This window comes from Lautropia mirabilis (genome assembly GCF_900637555.1).
Lineage (GTDB): Bacteria > Pseudomonadota > Gammaproteobacteria > Burkholderiales > Burkholderiaceae_E > Lautropia > Lautropia mirabilis.
This window is the reverse complement of sequence record NZ_LR134378.1, coordinates 424,576-438,674: the sequence shown is the minus strand read 5'-3', so window position 1 is coordinate 438,674 and position 14,099 is coordinate 424,576. Positions and strand designations below refer to the sequence as shown.

Annotated in this window: 8 protein-coding genes and 1 pseudogene; 5 read left to right on the top strand and 4 right to left on the bottom strand. The window is 66.5% G+C overall.

Translation table 11 applies throughout. From position 1 onward, the window contains the following. Window positions 1-196 precede the first annotated feature (196 nt). The 5 genes and pseudogenes from EL249_RS01780 to EL249_RS01760 all read left to right on the top strand — a co-directional run. Window positions 197-1,237, top strand: a pseudogene (locus EL249_RS01780) (AI-2E family transporter); the annotation flags it as partial. A 375-nt stretch (window positions 1,238-1,612) separates the two neighbouring features. After that, window positions 1,613-2,689, top strand: coding sequence for a FecCD family ABC transporter permease (locus EL249_RS01775; RefSeq protein WP_005674733.1), 1,077 nt, complete (start codon window positions 1,613-1,615; stop codon window positions 2,687-2,689). An 8-nt stretch (window positions 2,690-2,697) separates the two neighbouring features. Continuing rightward, a complete protein-coding gene (locus tag EL249_RS01770; RefSeq protein WP_005674734.1) occupies window positions 2,698-3,498 on the top strand; it encodes an ABC transporter ATP-binding protein in 801 nt (266 codons plus the stop codon). Window positions 3,499-3,717: 219 nt separating this feature from the next. Then, window positions 3,718-5,850 carry a TonB-dependent siderophore receptor gene (locus EL249_RS01765; RefSeq protein WP_040532041.1) on the top strand — a complete coding sequence of 711 codons (2,133 nt, stop codon included), beginning with the start codon at window positions 3,718-3,720 and terminating at the stop codon, window positions 5,848-5,850. Between the two features lie 261 nt (window positions 5,851-6,111). Continuing rightward, complete coding sequence (locus EL249_RS01760) at window positions 6,112-7,176, top strand: ABC transporter substrate-binding protein (RefSeq protein ID WP_005674736.1); 1,065 nt, start codon at window positions 6,112-6,114, stop codon at window positions 7,174-7,176. Between the two features lie 237 nt (window positions 7,177-7,413). Here EL249_RS01760 and glmS read toward each other — a convergent pair whose 3' ends face one another. The 4 genes from glmS to ubiB all read right to left on the bottom strand — a co-directional run bounded on the left by glmS (window position 7,414) and on the right by ubiB (window position 14,098). Further along, window positions 7,414-9,273, bottom strand: coding sequence for a glutamine--fructose-6-phosphate transaminase (isomerizing) (gene glmS / locus EL249_RS01755; protein WP_005674737.1), 1,860 nt, complete (start codon window positions 9,271-9,273; stop codon window positions 7,414-7,416). 52 nt (window positions 9,274-9,325) lie between these two features. Next, window positions 9,326-10,690, bottom strand: a complete 1,365-nt coding sequence (gene glmU / locus EL249_RS01750; RefSeq protein WP_005674738.1) for a bifunctional UDP-N-acetylglucosamine diphosphorylase/glucosamine-1-phosphate N-acetyltransferase GlmU — start codon at window positions 10,688-10,690, stop codon at window positions 9,326-9,328. A gap of 234 nt (window positions 10,691-10,924) precedes the next feature. After that, complete coding sequence (locus EL249_RS01745; RefSeq protein ID WP_005674741.1) at window positions 10,925-12,403, bottom strand: high affinity choline transporter 1; 1,479 nt, start codon at window positions 12,401-12,403, stop codon at window positions 10,925-10,927. A 114-nt stretch (window positions 12,404-12,517) separates the two neighbouring features. After that, window positions 12,518-14,098, bottom strand: coding sequence for a ubiquinone biosynthesis regulatory protein kinase UbiB (gene ubiB / locus EL249_RS01740; protein WP_005674742.1), 1,581 nt, complete (start codon window positions 14,096-14,098; stop codon window positions 12,518-12,520). Window position 14,099 lies beyond the last annotated feature (1 nt).

The window sequence follows — 14,099 nt, the reverse complement described above, 5'->3', positions numbered from 1 at the left end:
AGGCGCGCCCATGATAGCGGCGCCCGCGGCCGGGAGAAGGGGGCTTTTCCGCCTGAAACGTGTTTTTGCCTTGTCTTTCGCTTGGGGGCTGGTGCTTTCCCTTGGATGTCCGCTGGAGGGGGATGGCGCAGGAGGGGGCAGGTTATGATGCAAGGCATTGCCTTGGCAGGCCCCCTTTCCCTTTCCTTTCTGACCGATGAAACTCGCTTCCGACCGACGCTATTTCTTCGTGGGTTTCCTGGCGCTGGTGTCGCTGGCGTTCCTGGCCATCCTGCTGCCCTTCTATAGCGCGCTGATGTGGGCCGTCATTCTGGCGATGCTGTTTGCGCCCATGCAGCGGGCATTGATGCGGCGCATGCCGCAGCGCGCCAATACGGCCACGTTCATCACGCTGGGTGCGGTCATCATGATGGTGATCATCCCGGTGATCGGGCTGACCATGTCGTTGGTGAATCAGGGGGCGCAGATCTACAGCCGCATCCGGTCGGGCGATCTGAACTTCGGGGCGTACCTGGCCAAGATCATCGAGGCCATGCCGGGCTGGCTGCACCGCATGCTGGATGCCCAGGGGCTGCTGGACCTGCCGTCCATCCAGCGGAGACTGGCCGACAGTGGCAGCGAGATCGGTCAGTTCCTGGCCTCGCAGGCCGTCAACATCGGCCAGAACACGGTGGATGCCCTGGCCAGTACCGGCGTGCTGCTGTACGTGCTGTTCTTCCTGCTGCGTGATGGCGGGCAGCTGGTCGCCATGTTCTACCGTGCCATTCCGCTGGAGGACGAGCCGAAGAATCATCTGCTGGGCAAGTTCTCGGCGGTGGTGAAGGCCACCGTGAAGGGCAACGTGGCCGTGGCGATCGTGCAGGGGGTGCTGGGCGGGATCATCCTCTGGGCGCTGGGCATCAAGGGCGTGATCCTGTGGTCGGTGGTGATGGCCTTCCTGTCTCTGCTGCCGGCCGTGGGCTCGGGCCTCATCTGGGGGCCGATCGCCCTCTACTTCCTGGCGACGGGCGCCACCTGGCAGGGCGTGGTGTTGCTGGCCTATGGCGTGGGTGTGATCGGCATGGTGGACAACGTGCTACGCCCGGTGCTGGTGGGCAAGAACACCAAGATGCCCGATTACGTGGTGCTGGTCTCCACTATCGGCGGCATGTCGCTCTTCGGGCTCAACGGCTTCGTGATCGGGCCGCTGATCGCTGCGCTGTTCATGGCGGCCTGGGACCTGTACGTGGCGCCCGACCGTGACCGGGATGAGGAAGTGCACGAAGCCCTGGAAAATGGCGAGCTGCCGGCCCAGGTGGCGCTGACGGTGGAAGATGCGCCGAAGGAGGCGCTGCTCGAGGCGCGGGCACAGCTGGCGCGGGCCAAGGCTGAAGAAGCGGCCGAAGCGGCCGCTGAGGTGGAGGCCGAGGTGAAAAGCGCCAAGGCCAGGAAAGAGGAGGAGGACGCCGGAAAGGCTGTCGACAAGCCTCGGGCTTCGGAGGAAGGTGACCGGGCATAGCCGGCCGGCCTTTCATGTTGAGCGCGGGCCCCTGGGGTCTCTCGGGGGGCTACGCCCAGTCGCTATATACTGTCTGATATAACGACTCTGTACCCTGTTCGACGGGGTGCCTTCATGAAAGAACGCGACAGCCAGGCCGTGCCTGGGCCGCAGGGCGGCACGGTTCCGCGATCTGCACATTTTCTTCCGCCCGGGCTGCTGCGCTGGGCGTTGGCCGTGGCCGCACTGCTGCTGGTGGTGCTGGCGGCCTTTGCGCTGGGCAAGTTTCCCATCGGCCCGGCAGACCTGGCCCGCATCGTGTGGGCGCGCATCTCCGGAAGCGAAACCGGCCTGCCGCCGGCCATGGAAACGGTGATCTGGAATATCCGCCTGCCGCGCATCGGCGCGGCCCTGCTGGTGGGGGCGGTGCTCTCCGCGGCCGGTGCAGCCTATCAGGGCATGTTCCGCAACCCGTTGGTGTCGCCCGACATTCTGGGCGTTTCGGCTGGCGCCGGCCTGGGCGCTGTCCTGGCCATCTGGTTGGGGCTGCCACTGGGGGCCGTGCAGGGCTTTGCCTTCGTGGGAGGCTTGTCGGCGGTGGGGGCGGTGCTGGGGCTGTCACTGCTGGTGCGGCGACATGACCCGGTGCTGGTGCTGGTGCTGGCCGGGGTGGCGGTGGGCGCGCTGCTGGGAGCCGGCATTGCACTCATCAAGACGGTGGCAGACCCCACCACGCAACTGCCGTCCATCACCTTCTGGCTGATGGGCGGGCTCAATGCCATTACCGCCTCCGACCTGTTGGGCACGGCGCCGGCACTGCTGCTGGGGCTGTTGCCGATGGCGCTGCTGCGCTGGCGGATGAACCTGCTGAGCCTCGATGACGACGAGGCCGAGGCGCTGGGCGTGCCGGTGGGCAGGATGCGGATGCTGCTGGTGGCAGCGGCCACGCTGGCCACGGCGGCGGCGGTGTCCATTGCCGGCATCATCGGCTGGGTGGGCCTGGTGGTGCCCCATGTGGCGCGGCTGCTGGTGGGGCCCGACTTTGGTCGTCTGCTGCCGGCCTCGCTGATGCTGGGCGGCGGCTTTCTGGTGGTGGCCGATACGCTGGCCCGCACGGTGGCCGACATCGAGCTGCCGTTGGGCATCGTCACCGCGCTGGTGGGCGCGCCTTTCTTCCTCTTTCTGCTGGCCCGTGGCGGCCGCGACCTGTGAGGCCCGCCATGAATGCTGTCAGACAGAACGGCTCCGACGCAATGCCGTCCATCGTGTTGCAGGCCCGGGGGCTGGCTACCGGCCATGGCAGCCAGCAGGTGTCGCAGGGACTGGACTTCTCGCTGTCAGCAGGTGAGGTGCTGTGCCTGCTGGGGGGGAACGGCTGCGGCAAGACCACGCTGCTGCGCACGCTGCTGGGCCTGTTGCCCCCGCTGGGTGGTGAAGTGCTGCTGGGCGGACGGCCGCTGGGCCAGTGGTCCCGGCGCGACTTCGCCCACTGGGTGGGCTATGTGCCGCAGGCTGGCGTGGGCGTGTTCCCGTACACGGTGGAAGACGTGGTGCTGATGGGGCGTGCTGCACACCTGGGGCGCTTTGCCTCGCCCGGTGAGGCCGATCGGCAACTGGCGCGGCGCTGTCTGGCAATGATGGGCATCGAGCACCTGGCACCGCGCATCTACACCGCCATCAGCGGGGGCGAGCGCCAGCTGGCACTGGTGTCCCGTGCGCTGGTGCAGGAGCCCCGTCTGCTGGTGATGGACGAGCCCACCGCCAGCCTGGATTTCGGCAATCAGATCCGTGTGCTGGAACACGTGGAGCGTCTGAGCGCCGGCGGCATGGCGGTGCTGATGACCACGCACCAGCCCGAGCATGCGCTGCGCGTGGCCGACCGCATCGCGCTGCTGGGACGTGGCCACATGGTGGCCGTAGGCGCCCCGCGCGAGACGGCCACGCCGGCGGCGCTGGCTGCGCTGTACGGTGTTTCCGAGCAGGCGGTGGCGGCCTGCCTGCATGCCACGCCGGGGGGCTGATGTTCTTTCCTCGCGCGTGCATCCGGTTGCTTCTTCCGGCAGACCCTCCCATGGGGTGCTGCCGGCCTCTCTCTCCTGGGTTCCCCCTCCGTCTTGCCGGGTCCGTTTCCCGGATCGTCTTTCCTTCTCATCATGACATCCAAGAAAAACATCTCTTCCACCCCTGCCGGACAGCAGCGGTCGCTTCGTTCTCTGGCCGGCCGTGGCTGGCAGCCGCGCATGCTGGCATTGACTCTGGCCGCCCTGTTCGCGCCGGTCGGTGGCTTCGCTCAGGACTCCACCGCTGTTGAAGAAACGGCCACGCTACCCAGAATTTCTGTGGTGGGTACGTCCGGAACCGACGAAGTCCGCCAGGCGCAGCGCCGGGTGCAGGTGGGGCCGCTGGGCGAGCGTGACTCGGTGGCGACGCCCTATTCGGTGTCGGCCGTGAGCGCCGAGCAGATGGCCGATGATCAGAACTTCAGCGTGCAGGACGCGCTGCGCTACCTGCCCTGGGTGCAGGCCGACACGGTCCGGCCGCAGACACGCGGCGTGCAGGGCAGCGTGATCCAGAACAGCCGGGTCGACGGCTTCAACATGGTCAGCACCACCAACTACCCCACCGAGCAGTTCGAGCGCATCGAGGTGCTGAACGGTGTGGCGGGTTCGCTGTACGGACCGGCCACGGGATCGGGGGTCTTTGGTTTCACGCAGAAACGGGCGGGCACCACCGGTACCAACACGCTGCGCCTGGGCATCGACAGCGATGCCAGGCCTTCCATCCACGCAGACCTGTGGACGCCGCTGACGGCGGACAAGCGCTGGCGGGTGCGAGCGAACCTGCTGCAGGAAACGGGGAATTCGTACGCTGAGGGCAGCCACCGCCGGCGCACCTTCGGTGGCGTGGCGCTGGATGCGGACCTGACGCCCAGCACGCAGTGGCAGGTCAATGCCAGCCACTATCGCTTCATCCGTCGTGGCGAGGCCGGCAGTTTCGGTGTGGCCGCCAACGTGCCGTTCCCGGCGGCGGTGGATCCGAAGCGGGTGGGCTATGGCCAGCCTTATTCCGGCAACGACAACGAGACCAGCACGATCACTACCCGCGTGCTGCATCGCCTTGATTCGGGCTGGCAGCTGACGGCGGGTCTGTCGCGCCAGATTGCCGACCGTGAAAGCACCAGTGTGAGCAACACGCTGCGCAGTGCCGCCGGCAACTATGTCACGACCAGCAGCTCCACCACGGCCAGCCGATTCACGGTCACCGGCAACCAGCTCAGCCTGAATGGCAAGGTGCAGGCCGGGGGCATGCAGCATGACATCACCGTGGCCAACAACGGTTTCGACTGGAACAACTACAACCCGCGTGCAGGACGTTCCATCATGCTGGGGCAGGCCAGCCTGGCAGCACCGACACTGTATGCCCAGCCCGACTGGCCGGACTTCAAGCAGCGCTACCAGAGTGCTGCCCAGCGCCAGCAGTCACTGATTCTGGCTGACACGGTGGACCTGGACCCGAACTGGCAGGTGATGCTGAGCGCCAGCTACAGCTGGATGAAGCTCACCAACTACAACCGTGCCGGCGCAGCCACGCGCAGCTCCAGCGACCACGGGCTCAGTCCCTTTGCCGGCGTGATGTACCGATTCGATCCGGTCAACAGCGTGTACCTGAGCTATGGCGACACGCTGCAGCCGGGTGATGCGGCGCCCGCCGGTACGGGCAACGCGGGCGAGGTGCTGGATCCGTATCGCAGCAAGCAGTGGGAACTGGGCTACAAGACGCGCCTGCACGCCTTCGACGCCAATATCGCGCTGTTCCGGATCGAGCGGCCGTTTGCCTACACCGACAGCGAGACGCTGCTGAACAACCTGCCGGTCTATCGTGAGGCCGGCAAGCAGCGCAACCGTGGTTTCGAGGGCAGCATTTCCGGCAATGTCACGCAGGATCTGTCGATGACCGCGATGGTGTCGTGGCTGGACCCGCGCATGGTGGCATCGGCCAATGCCGCCAGCCGTGACAAGAAGATCGTGGGTCTGAGCAGCTGGACCGCCAGCCTGATGGGTGACATGCGCATCCGCGCGGTGCCGGGGCTCTCCGTCAACGCACGCTTCATCACCATGAACCGCCGTGCCGCCAACTACGCCAACACCGACTGGATCGGCGGCTATGGGCGGCTGGATGTGGGCGCCCGTTGGGAACAGCAGCTGTGGGGGCATGACACCACCTGGCGTCTGACGGTGTACAACGTCACCAATCAGCGCTACTGGACCAATATCGTGGCCGGTGGCCTGAACGGCTACAGTGGCAACGGCAATGCCACGGCGGACGTGGGTGATCCGCGTTCGGCCATGCTGACGGTGCAGTTCGCGCTGTAAGTGACGACAGGGCGGGACGGTGTGCCGCCGGGGCCTGCCCTTGTTCCTGCATTTTCCGTGGCCGCCAAGGCCGCGATGTCATCGGGTGCTGCACCGGCATGCACCGGATTCCGGCGCCGGGATCAGGGTCGATCCCGGCGTTGTCTCATGGACAGGAGGGATAGCGTGAAAGACGGAAAGGAAGTTCGGCTGGCTTCGACCGCCAAAAGTGGGACGACGGATGGTGGCCTGCCGTCAGGAACTACACGTACCGCGCCCGGCATGGCTGCATGGGGTGAGCGTCGCCGCCTGCTGCTGGCCGCCGGGGGGCTGCTGGCCGGCGCGATGGTGTCGTGGGCTGGTAGTGCCCGTGCGAAGGAGGCGGCGTCCGGCAAGGCAGCCGCAAAACTGGGCGATGTGACACCGCTGGCCGATGCCAGGCCCGATCCGAAGGCGCTGATCGCCAATGGCTGGCCGGCGCATGCTTCGGTGTTGATGATGCTGGGTGCCACGAAGCGCATTGCGGCCACCGTCAATGCACCGAAGCAGAAGCCCTGGATGTACCAGGTGGCGCCGTCGCTGCATGACGCCATCCATGCCCCGAAGGGGGGCTTCGTGGCCGAATCCCTGCTGGCACGCAACATCACGCTGGCCTTTCTCACGCCGTCCGATCCGGCGGCCAACGAGCTGCAGGCGGCCGGCATCCAGGTGGTGAAGACGGTCTTTCAGGACTTTTCTTCGATGCGTGACAGCATTGCGCTGACGGCAAAGGTGCTGGGCAATGATGCGCCCGAACGTGCGCAGCGATATCTGCAGCATCTGGACGAGGCGCTGTCCGAGGTGCGTCGCATCAGCAGTGGCATCCCGGAAGCGAAGCGCCCGCGCGTGCTGCACATCGCGCAGTGGGAACCGCAGCTGTTGGTTGACGGATCAAACACCATCATCGACGAGTGGATCCAGGCGGCCGGCGGCATCAATGCGGCGGCTTCCATCAAGGGCAGCCTGAGGCCGGTGTCGGTCGAGCAGCTGCTGGCGTGGGATCCGGACGTGATCATCGAGTCAGCCAGCAGTGCCGGGCAGAAGAAGGCGGCGGGCTTTGCGCAGCTGGGCGCCGTACGTGCCGGGCGGCTCCATACCAACCCGGAAGGCGTGTTCCCGTGGGATCGCTATGGCTGTGAGATCACCCTGCAGCTGCGCTGGGCCCTGTCCCGGCTGCATCCGGACAAGCTGTCTGCCGATGACCTGCCGGCGCGGGTGCAGGCGTTCTACCGCCAGTTCTTCGACTACGCGCTGAGCGAGGCGGATGCCCATCGCATGCTGCAGGGGCAGCCGCCAGCGAAGGGGTGAGTGGGGCAGGTCTTCCGGGAAACCGGATGACCTGTCAGAACGAACCATCAAAAGAAAAACGGCTCCTGCGGGAGCCGTTTTTCTTTGGGGGAGCCACTTAAGCCGAATGAAAGCGCTTCGTGGCAGACCGTGCAAGTTGGGGAGCCCCATGCAATCGGGGCCCGAAGGCCCCGAGGGATGCACCTTGCATCGCGCATTGTCTGTGGTGTGGCCGGCACCACCGTGCCGGCCGGAGTGTCACTCCACCGTCACCGACTTGGCCAGGTTGCGCGGCTTGTCCACGTCAGTGCCCCGAGCCAGGGCAGCGTGGTAGGCCAGCAGCTGCAGCGGCACCACATGAAGGATCGGGGACAGCGGACCGGCATGGTCCACCAGGTTGATGACGTGCACGAAGTCCGACGGCTCGATGTGGGTGTCGCGATCGGCAAAGACGAAGAGTTCGCCGCCGCGGGCACGCACTTCCTGGATGTTGGACTTCAGCTTCTCGATGAGCGCGTCCTTCGGCGCCACCACCACCACCGGCATGTTGGAATCCACCAGCGCCAGCGGGCCGTGCTTGAGTTCACCGGCAGCATAGGCCTCGGCGTGGATGTAGGTGATTTCCTTCAGCTTCAGCGCGCCTTCCATGGCGATGGGGAAGTGCACGTCACGGCCCAGGAACAGGGCGTGGTCCTTCTCGGCGAAGCGCTTGGCCCATTCCTTCACGGCGGGCTCGACGGCCAGCACGTGCTTCATGGCGGCCGGCAGGTGACGCATCTGGGCCAGCAGCTCGGTTTCGCGCTCGGGCGTCAGGTGGGCGCGCATCTTGGCCAGCACGATGGTGAGCAGGAACAGCGCCGCCAGCTGGGTGGTGAAGGCCTTGGTGGAAGCCACACCGATCTCGGGACCGGCGCGCGTCAGGAAGCGCAGCTTGCTGTTGCGGATGAGGGCCGATTCCGGCACGTTGCAGATCGACAGCGTGTCGGTCATGCCGTTGCCCTTGGCATGCTGCAGGGCGGCCAGCGTGTCGGCCGTCTCGCCCGATTGCGAGATGGTGATGACGAGCGTCTCGTCCTGCGGAACCGGGTCGCGGTAGCGGTATTCGCTGGCGATCTCCACGTCGGTGGGGATGCGCGCGATGGACTCCAGCCAGTACTTGGCCACCATGCCGGCGTGATAGCTGGTGCCGCAGGCCAGGATCAGGATGCGGCGGGTACGCTTGAAGATTTCTTCAGCGTCGGCGCCGAACAGGCCCGGCTGCAGCGAGCTGGCGTACTCGATCATCTCCAGCGTGTTGCCGATGGCACCAGGCTGCTCGAAGATTTCCTTCTGCATGTAGTGGTCGTAGTTGCCCAGCTCGACCGCATCGGCCGACAGCTGGCTCTCGACCACCGGGCGCGTCGCCACGTTGCCGGCGGCGTCGCGGATGGTGTAGCCGTCGCAGGTGAGCGTGGCCAGATCACCTTCTTCCAGGTAGATGACGTGCTTGGTGACCTGCAGCAGGGCCGAGGTGTCGGAGGCGAGGAAGTTCTCGCCCTTGCCCGAACCTTCGCCACCCACGCCCAGCAGCAGGGGCGAGCCGCGGCGGGTGCCCACGACGGTACCCGGCTCGCGGCTGCTGATGACGGCCAGCGCATAGGCGCCGTGCAGCTGCTTGATGGCCTTGGCCACGGCATCGGTCAGCGACAGGCCGCCCAGCACCAGCGAATGCACCAGGTGCGCCACCACTTCGGTGTCGGTCTGCGAGGTGAACTCGTAGCCCTTGGCCTTGAGCGCGCTGCGCAGCTCTTCGTGGTTCTCGATGATGCCGTTGTGCACCACCGAGATCTGCAGCTCGGAGCCCGTGGAGATGTGCGGGTGGGCATTGCCCTCATTGACGCCACCGTGCGTGGCCCAGCGGGTGTGGGCGATGCCGGTGGGGGCGTCGGCGTGCTTTTCCTTGGCGCGGGTGTCCAGCTCGGCCACACGGCCCACGGCGCGGACACGGTTCATGTGGCCTTCCGGGTCGAGCAGGGCCAGACCGGCGGAGTCATAACCGCGATATTCGAGTTTGCGCAGGCCCTCGATCAGGATGGGGACGACATTGCGCTGTGCTACGGCACCAACGATTCCACACATGGTTTCGATTCTCTAGTTGCTGTCGGGTTGGCGCGGCGGACTGCCGCCAGGTTCATTTGGTCTTGCGTTGCGGGCGTTTCCACTCGGACTTGGTGGTCTGCGGCACGCGGCTCAGCGTCAGCGAGTCGGCGGGCGCCTCGCGGGTGAGCGTGGTGCCGGCCGCCAGCGTGGCACCGCGTCGGACCGTCACCGGGGCGACGAGCTGGGAGTCGCTGCCCACGAACACGTCATCCTCGATGATCGTCTTGTGCTTGTTGACGCCATCGTAGTTGCAGGTGATGGTGCCGGCGCCGATGTTGACGCGCGAGCCGATCTCGGCATCGCCCACGTAGGACAGGTGGTTGATCTTGCTGCCGGTGCCGGTGCTGGCGTTCTTGAGCTCGACGAAGTTGCCGATGTGGCTGTCCTCGCCCAGCTTGGTGCCGGGGCGCAGGCGGGCGAACGGGCCGATGCGGCCCTGCGCACCCACCTCGGCGCTGTCGATCACCGACATGGCCTGCACCTGGGTGCCGTCGGCCAGCGTGCAGTCCTTCAGCACGCAGTTGGGGCCGATCTTCACGCCCTTGCCCAGCCGGACGGTGCCCTCGAAGACGCAGCCCACGTCGATGAACACGTCACGGCCGCATTCCAGCGTGCCGCGGATGTCGATGCGGTCGGGGTCGGCCAGCATGACGCCGCTGTCGGTCAGGCGGTCGGCCAGGTTGCGCTGGTGGCGGCGCTCCAGGAAGGCCAGCTGGGTCTTGCTGTTGACGCCCAGCGTTTCCCACTCGGCGTCGGGATGCGCCGTGACGACGCCGGTGCCATCGGCCACGGCGGCGGCAATCACGTCGGTCAGGTAGTACTCGCCCTGGGCGTTGTCGTTCTTCAGGGCCGTGAGCCAGCGCTTGAGCGGCCCGGTGGGGCAGACCAGGATGCCGGTATTGACCTCGTTGATCTTGAGCGTCTCGGCGTCGGCGTCCTTCTGCTCGACGATGCGGCTGACGTTGCCGGCGGCGTCACGCACCACGCGGCCGTAGCCGGTGGGGTCGGCCACATGCTGCGACAGCAGCGCCAGCTTGCCGCCCTGGGCGGCTTCGGCCAGGCGTTGCAGGGTGGAAGCCTTCACCAGCGGCACGTCACCGTACAGGATGAGCGTGGGTACGTCGTCGACCAGCATCGGGACGGCCTGGGCCACCGCATGGCCCGTGCCCAGCTGGGGGGACTGCAGGGCCCACTGCACGTCGGTCTGCCCGGCAAATGCGGCCTGGACCTGCTCGCCACCATGACCATACACCACCACCAGCCGTTGCGGGTCGAGGGTGCGGGCGGTATCGACGACATGGCCGAGCAGGGACTTGCCGGCCAGCGGATGCAGTACTTTCGGCAGGTCGGAGTTCATCCGTTTGCCCATGCCGGCAGCCAGGATCACGATGTTCATCTGGATTTCTGGGGTGATTCAGGAAAGAAGGGCAGGGAAGGCGTGGCCTGGAACAACCATGCACCCTGGGCATGGCCCCATTGTGCGGGGGCCATGTTGCGTGCCGATGTCAGGTGGCCACGACATGCAGGGCAGCAGTGTATGCCGAAACGACTGATCCTGCCGTGAAGTAATGGTGCAACCAAGGGGTTCTGCACACCGACTTGTTACCGTTTGCAGCCCCCCGGGAGCCGCTCAGGCCGGCGGGTTGTCGGCCACCTCGGGCTGGCGGGCCAGGTCGACGATCTCCGGGTGTCCCTGGCCGCCCATCAGGGTGGGAGCCAGCGAGCCGACGATCATCCCGACGATGGCGCTGCCCAGTCCCACCAGCTGCGGGGGCACCAGGGCATCGGACATGAAGTGCTCGGCGTACTGCCAGGCCACCACGCCGCAGGCCATCGACAGCAGCGCGCCCTGCGGGGTCGCACGGCGCCAGAACATGCCGAAGATCAGCGGCGTGAAGGCGGCCACCAGCGTGACTTTGTAAGCGTCCTGAACCATCTGATACATGGATGATTCACTTTGCAAGGCGAACAGCGTCACGCAGCAGGTGAAACCGATCAGGATGAGGCGCAGCAGCACCAGCATCTTGCGGTCGGACAGCTTGTGGCCCCACAGCGGCTGGATGACGTTCTCGGTGATGACGGCGGTGGGGGCCAGCAGCGTGCCGCTGGCCGTGGACAGGATGGCCGAGAGCAGCGCGCCGAAGAACAGCACCTGGGCAAACAGCGGCGTGCGCTGCAGGATCAGCGTGGGCAGCACCTGCTGGAAGTCGTTCTCGTTGGAGAGCATCTGCTTGACCATGGCCGGGTCGATGAGCAGGGCCGAGACGGCGATGAACATCGGGATGAAGGCCATCAGCAGGTAGAGCGAGCCGCCCAGCAGGGTGCCCTGACGCGCGATCTTCTCGGTACGGGCCGAGGTGACGCGCTGGAACACGTCCTGCTGCGCCACCGAACCCAGTGCCATGGTGACGAAGGCCGCAATGAAGCCCAGCCAGTCGTGCAGTGAGGCGCCGGGGAAGAACTTGAGCCGGTCGGAGGCCTGGGCGGTGGCCACCACCTTGTCGACGCCGCCCGCCATGCCGGCCAGCATCCAGGCGATGTAGATCAGCCCGGCCACGATGATCACGGTCTGGAAGAGGTCGGTGAAGGCCACCGACCACATGCCACCGAAGAGCGTGTAGATGCCCACGATGACGGCGCCCAGCACGATGCCCTGTTCCAGCGTGATGGCGTTGCCCGACACGGTGTGGATGACGATGCCGAGCGCCACCAGGTTGGCCGAACTCCAGCCCAGGTACGAGATGGAGATGGCGGCTGCCGAGGCCAGCTCGACCGTGCGGTTGTAGCGCTTCTTGTAGAAATCGCCCACCGTCATCAGCTTCAGCCGGTAGTAGGGGGCGGCCAGAAAGAGCGCCACGAAGATCAGGCAGAAGGCGGCCCCGAAGGGGTCACCCACCACGCCCTGCAGGCCTTCCTTCAGGAAGGTGGACGAGACGGCCAGGATCAGCTCGGCGCCGAACCAGGTGGCGAACACGGTGGCCGTGTTCATGTAGAGCGGCAGACTGCGCCCGGCGACCAGATAGTCGGCCGAATTCTTGACACGCCGTGCGGCGTAGAACCCGATGCAGATCGTCACTGCGAAATAGCAGGCAACCAGGGTAACGAGCATGGGGGTCTCCTGGAAAGCGGAGGAGGAACGGAATGGGCCCGGCAGGCCCGGCGGCGAAGGGTCAGGAGAATCTGGGGCGGCACCGCACGCCGGCGGACAGCGGTGCCAGGGGGGCTAGTTGAGATAGCGCCAGATCTGCAGGGCCAGGATGACGGCCAGGAGCACGACGCCCACCTGCAGCCAGCGCAACGTTCTTCGCTGGCCCCGTTCGATGTGTTCCAGCAGGCGTTTGTGGGCAGGGTCCATGGCCGGTTCGGCCTGGGCTTTCAGGGCGGCATGCAGCAGGCGCGGCAGCTCGGGCACCAGCTGTGCCCAGCGGGGCGCTTCCTGGCGGACCTTGTTGTCAAAGCCCTGCCAGCCCACCTGCTGCTTGATGAAGACTTCCAGGATGGGCTGCGCCGTGACCCACAGGTCCAGGTCGGGGTTGAGCTCGCGGCCCAGACCCTCGATGTTGAGCAGCGTCTTCTGCAGCAGCACCAGCTGGGGCTGGATCTCGACGTTGAAGCGGCGCGACGCCTGGAAGAGGCGCATCAGCACGATGCCCAGCGAGATCTCGCGCAACGGTCGGTCGAACACCGGCTCGCAGCAGGCGCGCACGGCGCCTTCCAGCTCTTCGGCTCGCGTGTTGGGCGGCACCCAGCCGGATTCGATGTGCAGCTCGGCCACCCGGCGGTAGTCGCGCTTGAAGAAGGCCAGGAAGTTCTGCGCCAGGTAGCGCTTGTCATGATCGGAGAGCGTGCCGACGATGCCGAAGTCCAGCGCGATGTAGCGATTGAAGTCGTCCGGCCCGTTGCCCACCAGGATGTTGCCCGGGTGCATGTCGGCATGGAAGAAGCCATCGCGGAAGACCTGCGTGAAGAAGATCTCCACCCCGTCACGCGAGAGCTTTTCCAGGTCGATGCCAGCCGCGCGCATGCGGTCGAGCTGGCCGATGGGGATGCCCTCGACCCACTCCATCACCAGCACGTTGCGGCGGCAGTAGTCCCAGTACATCTGCGGGATGCGCAGCAGCGTGGAGCCCTCGAAGTTGCGCTTGAGCTGATTGGCGTTGGCGGCCTCGCGCACCAGGTCCAGCTCGTCGTGCAGGTAGTGGTCGAACTCGTCGACCACTTCCATGGGGCGCAACCGCCGGGCGTCGGCCGACAGGCGCATGGCCAGCGTGGCGCCGGTGCGCAGCAGGCTCAGGTCGTCCTCGATCACGTCCAGCATGCCCGGGCGCAGCACCTTCACGGCCACCTGGGTGCCGTCGTGCAGGCGGGCACGGTGAACCTGGGCGATGGAGGCCGAGGCGATGGGCTCGCGGCCGAACTCGGCAAAGGCCTGCTCCAGCCGCATCTCCAGCCCGCGCTCGATCTCGGCCACGGCCTGATCGGCCGGGAATGGCGGAACCCGGTCCTGCAGCAGGGCCAGTTCATTGGCGATGTCGGGCGGCAGCAGGTCGCGCCGGGTCGACAGCACCTGGCCGAACTTCACGAAGATCGGCCCCAGGCTCTCGAAGGCCATCCGCAGGCGCACCCCGCGCGGTTCGCGGATGGTGCCCATCCGCAGCCAGCGCGTCATGCGCAGAAGCCACGGGGAGCGTGAACTGCTGGCAGCGCCGCTGACCACCAGTTCGTCCAGGCCGAAACGGCGGACCGTCCAGAGGATCCGGATCAGCCGGCGCGTGCTGGAAAACCAGGAGATGGGTCCGTTCACC

Excerpts from the sequence above, each read along its gene's own strand:
- glmU (WP_005674738.1), bottom strand. The coding sequence starts at position 10,690 with ATGAACATCGTGATCCTGGCTGCCGGCATGGGCAAACGGATGAACTCC.
- EL249_RS01765 (WP_040532041.1), top strand. The coding sequence starts at position 3,718 with ATGCTGGCATTGACTCTGGCCGCCCTGTTCGCGCCGGTCGGTGGCTTC.
- EL249_RS01775 (WP_005674733.1), top strand. The coding sequence starts at position 1,613 with ATGAAAGAACGCGACAGCCAGGCCGTGCCTGGGCCGCAGGGCGGCACG.
- EL249_RS01745 (WP_005674741.1), bottom strand. The coding sequence starts at position 12,403 with ATGCTCGTTACCCTGGTTGCCTGCTATTTCGCAGTGACGATCTGCATC.
- EL249_RS01770 (WP_005674734.1), top strand. The coding sequence starts at position 2,698 with ATGAATGCTGTCAGACAGAACGGCTCCGACGCAATGCCGTCCATCGTG.
- glmS (WP_005674737.1), bottom strand. The coding sequence starts at position 9,273 with ATGTGTGGAATCGTTGGTGCCGTAGCACAGCGCAATGTCGTCCCCATC.
- EL249_RS01760 (WP_005674736.1), top strand. The coding sequence starts at position 6,112 with ATGGCTGCATGGGGTGAGCGTCGCCGCCTGCTGCTGGCCGCCGGGGGG.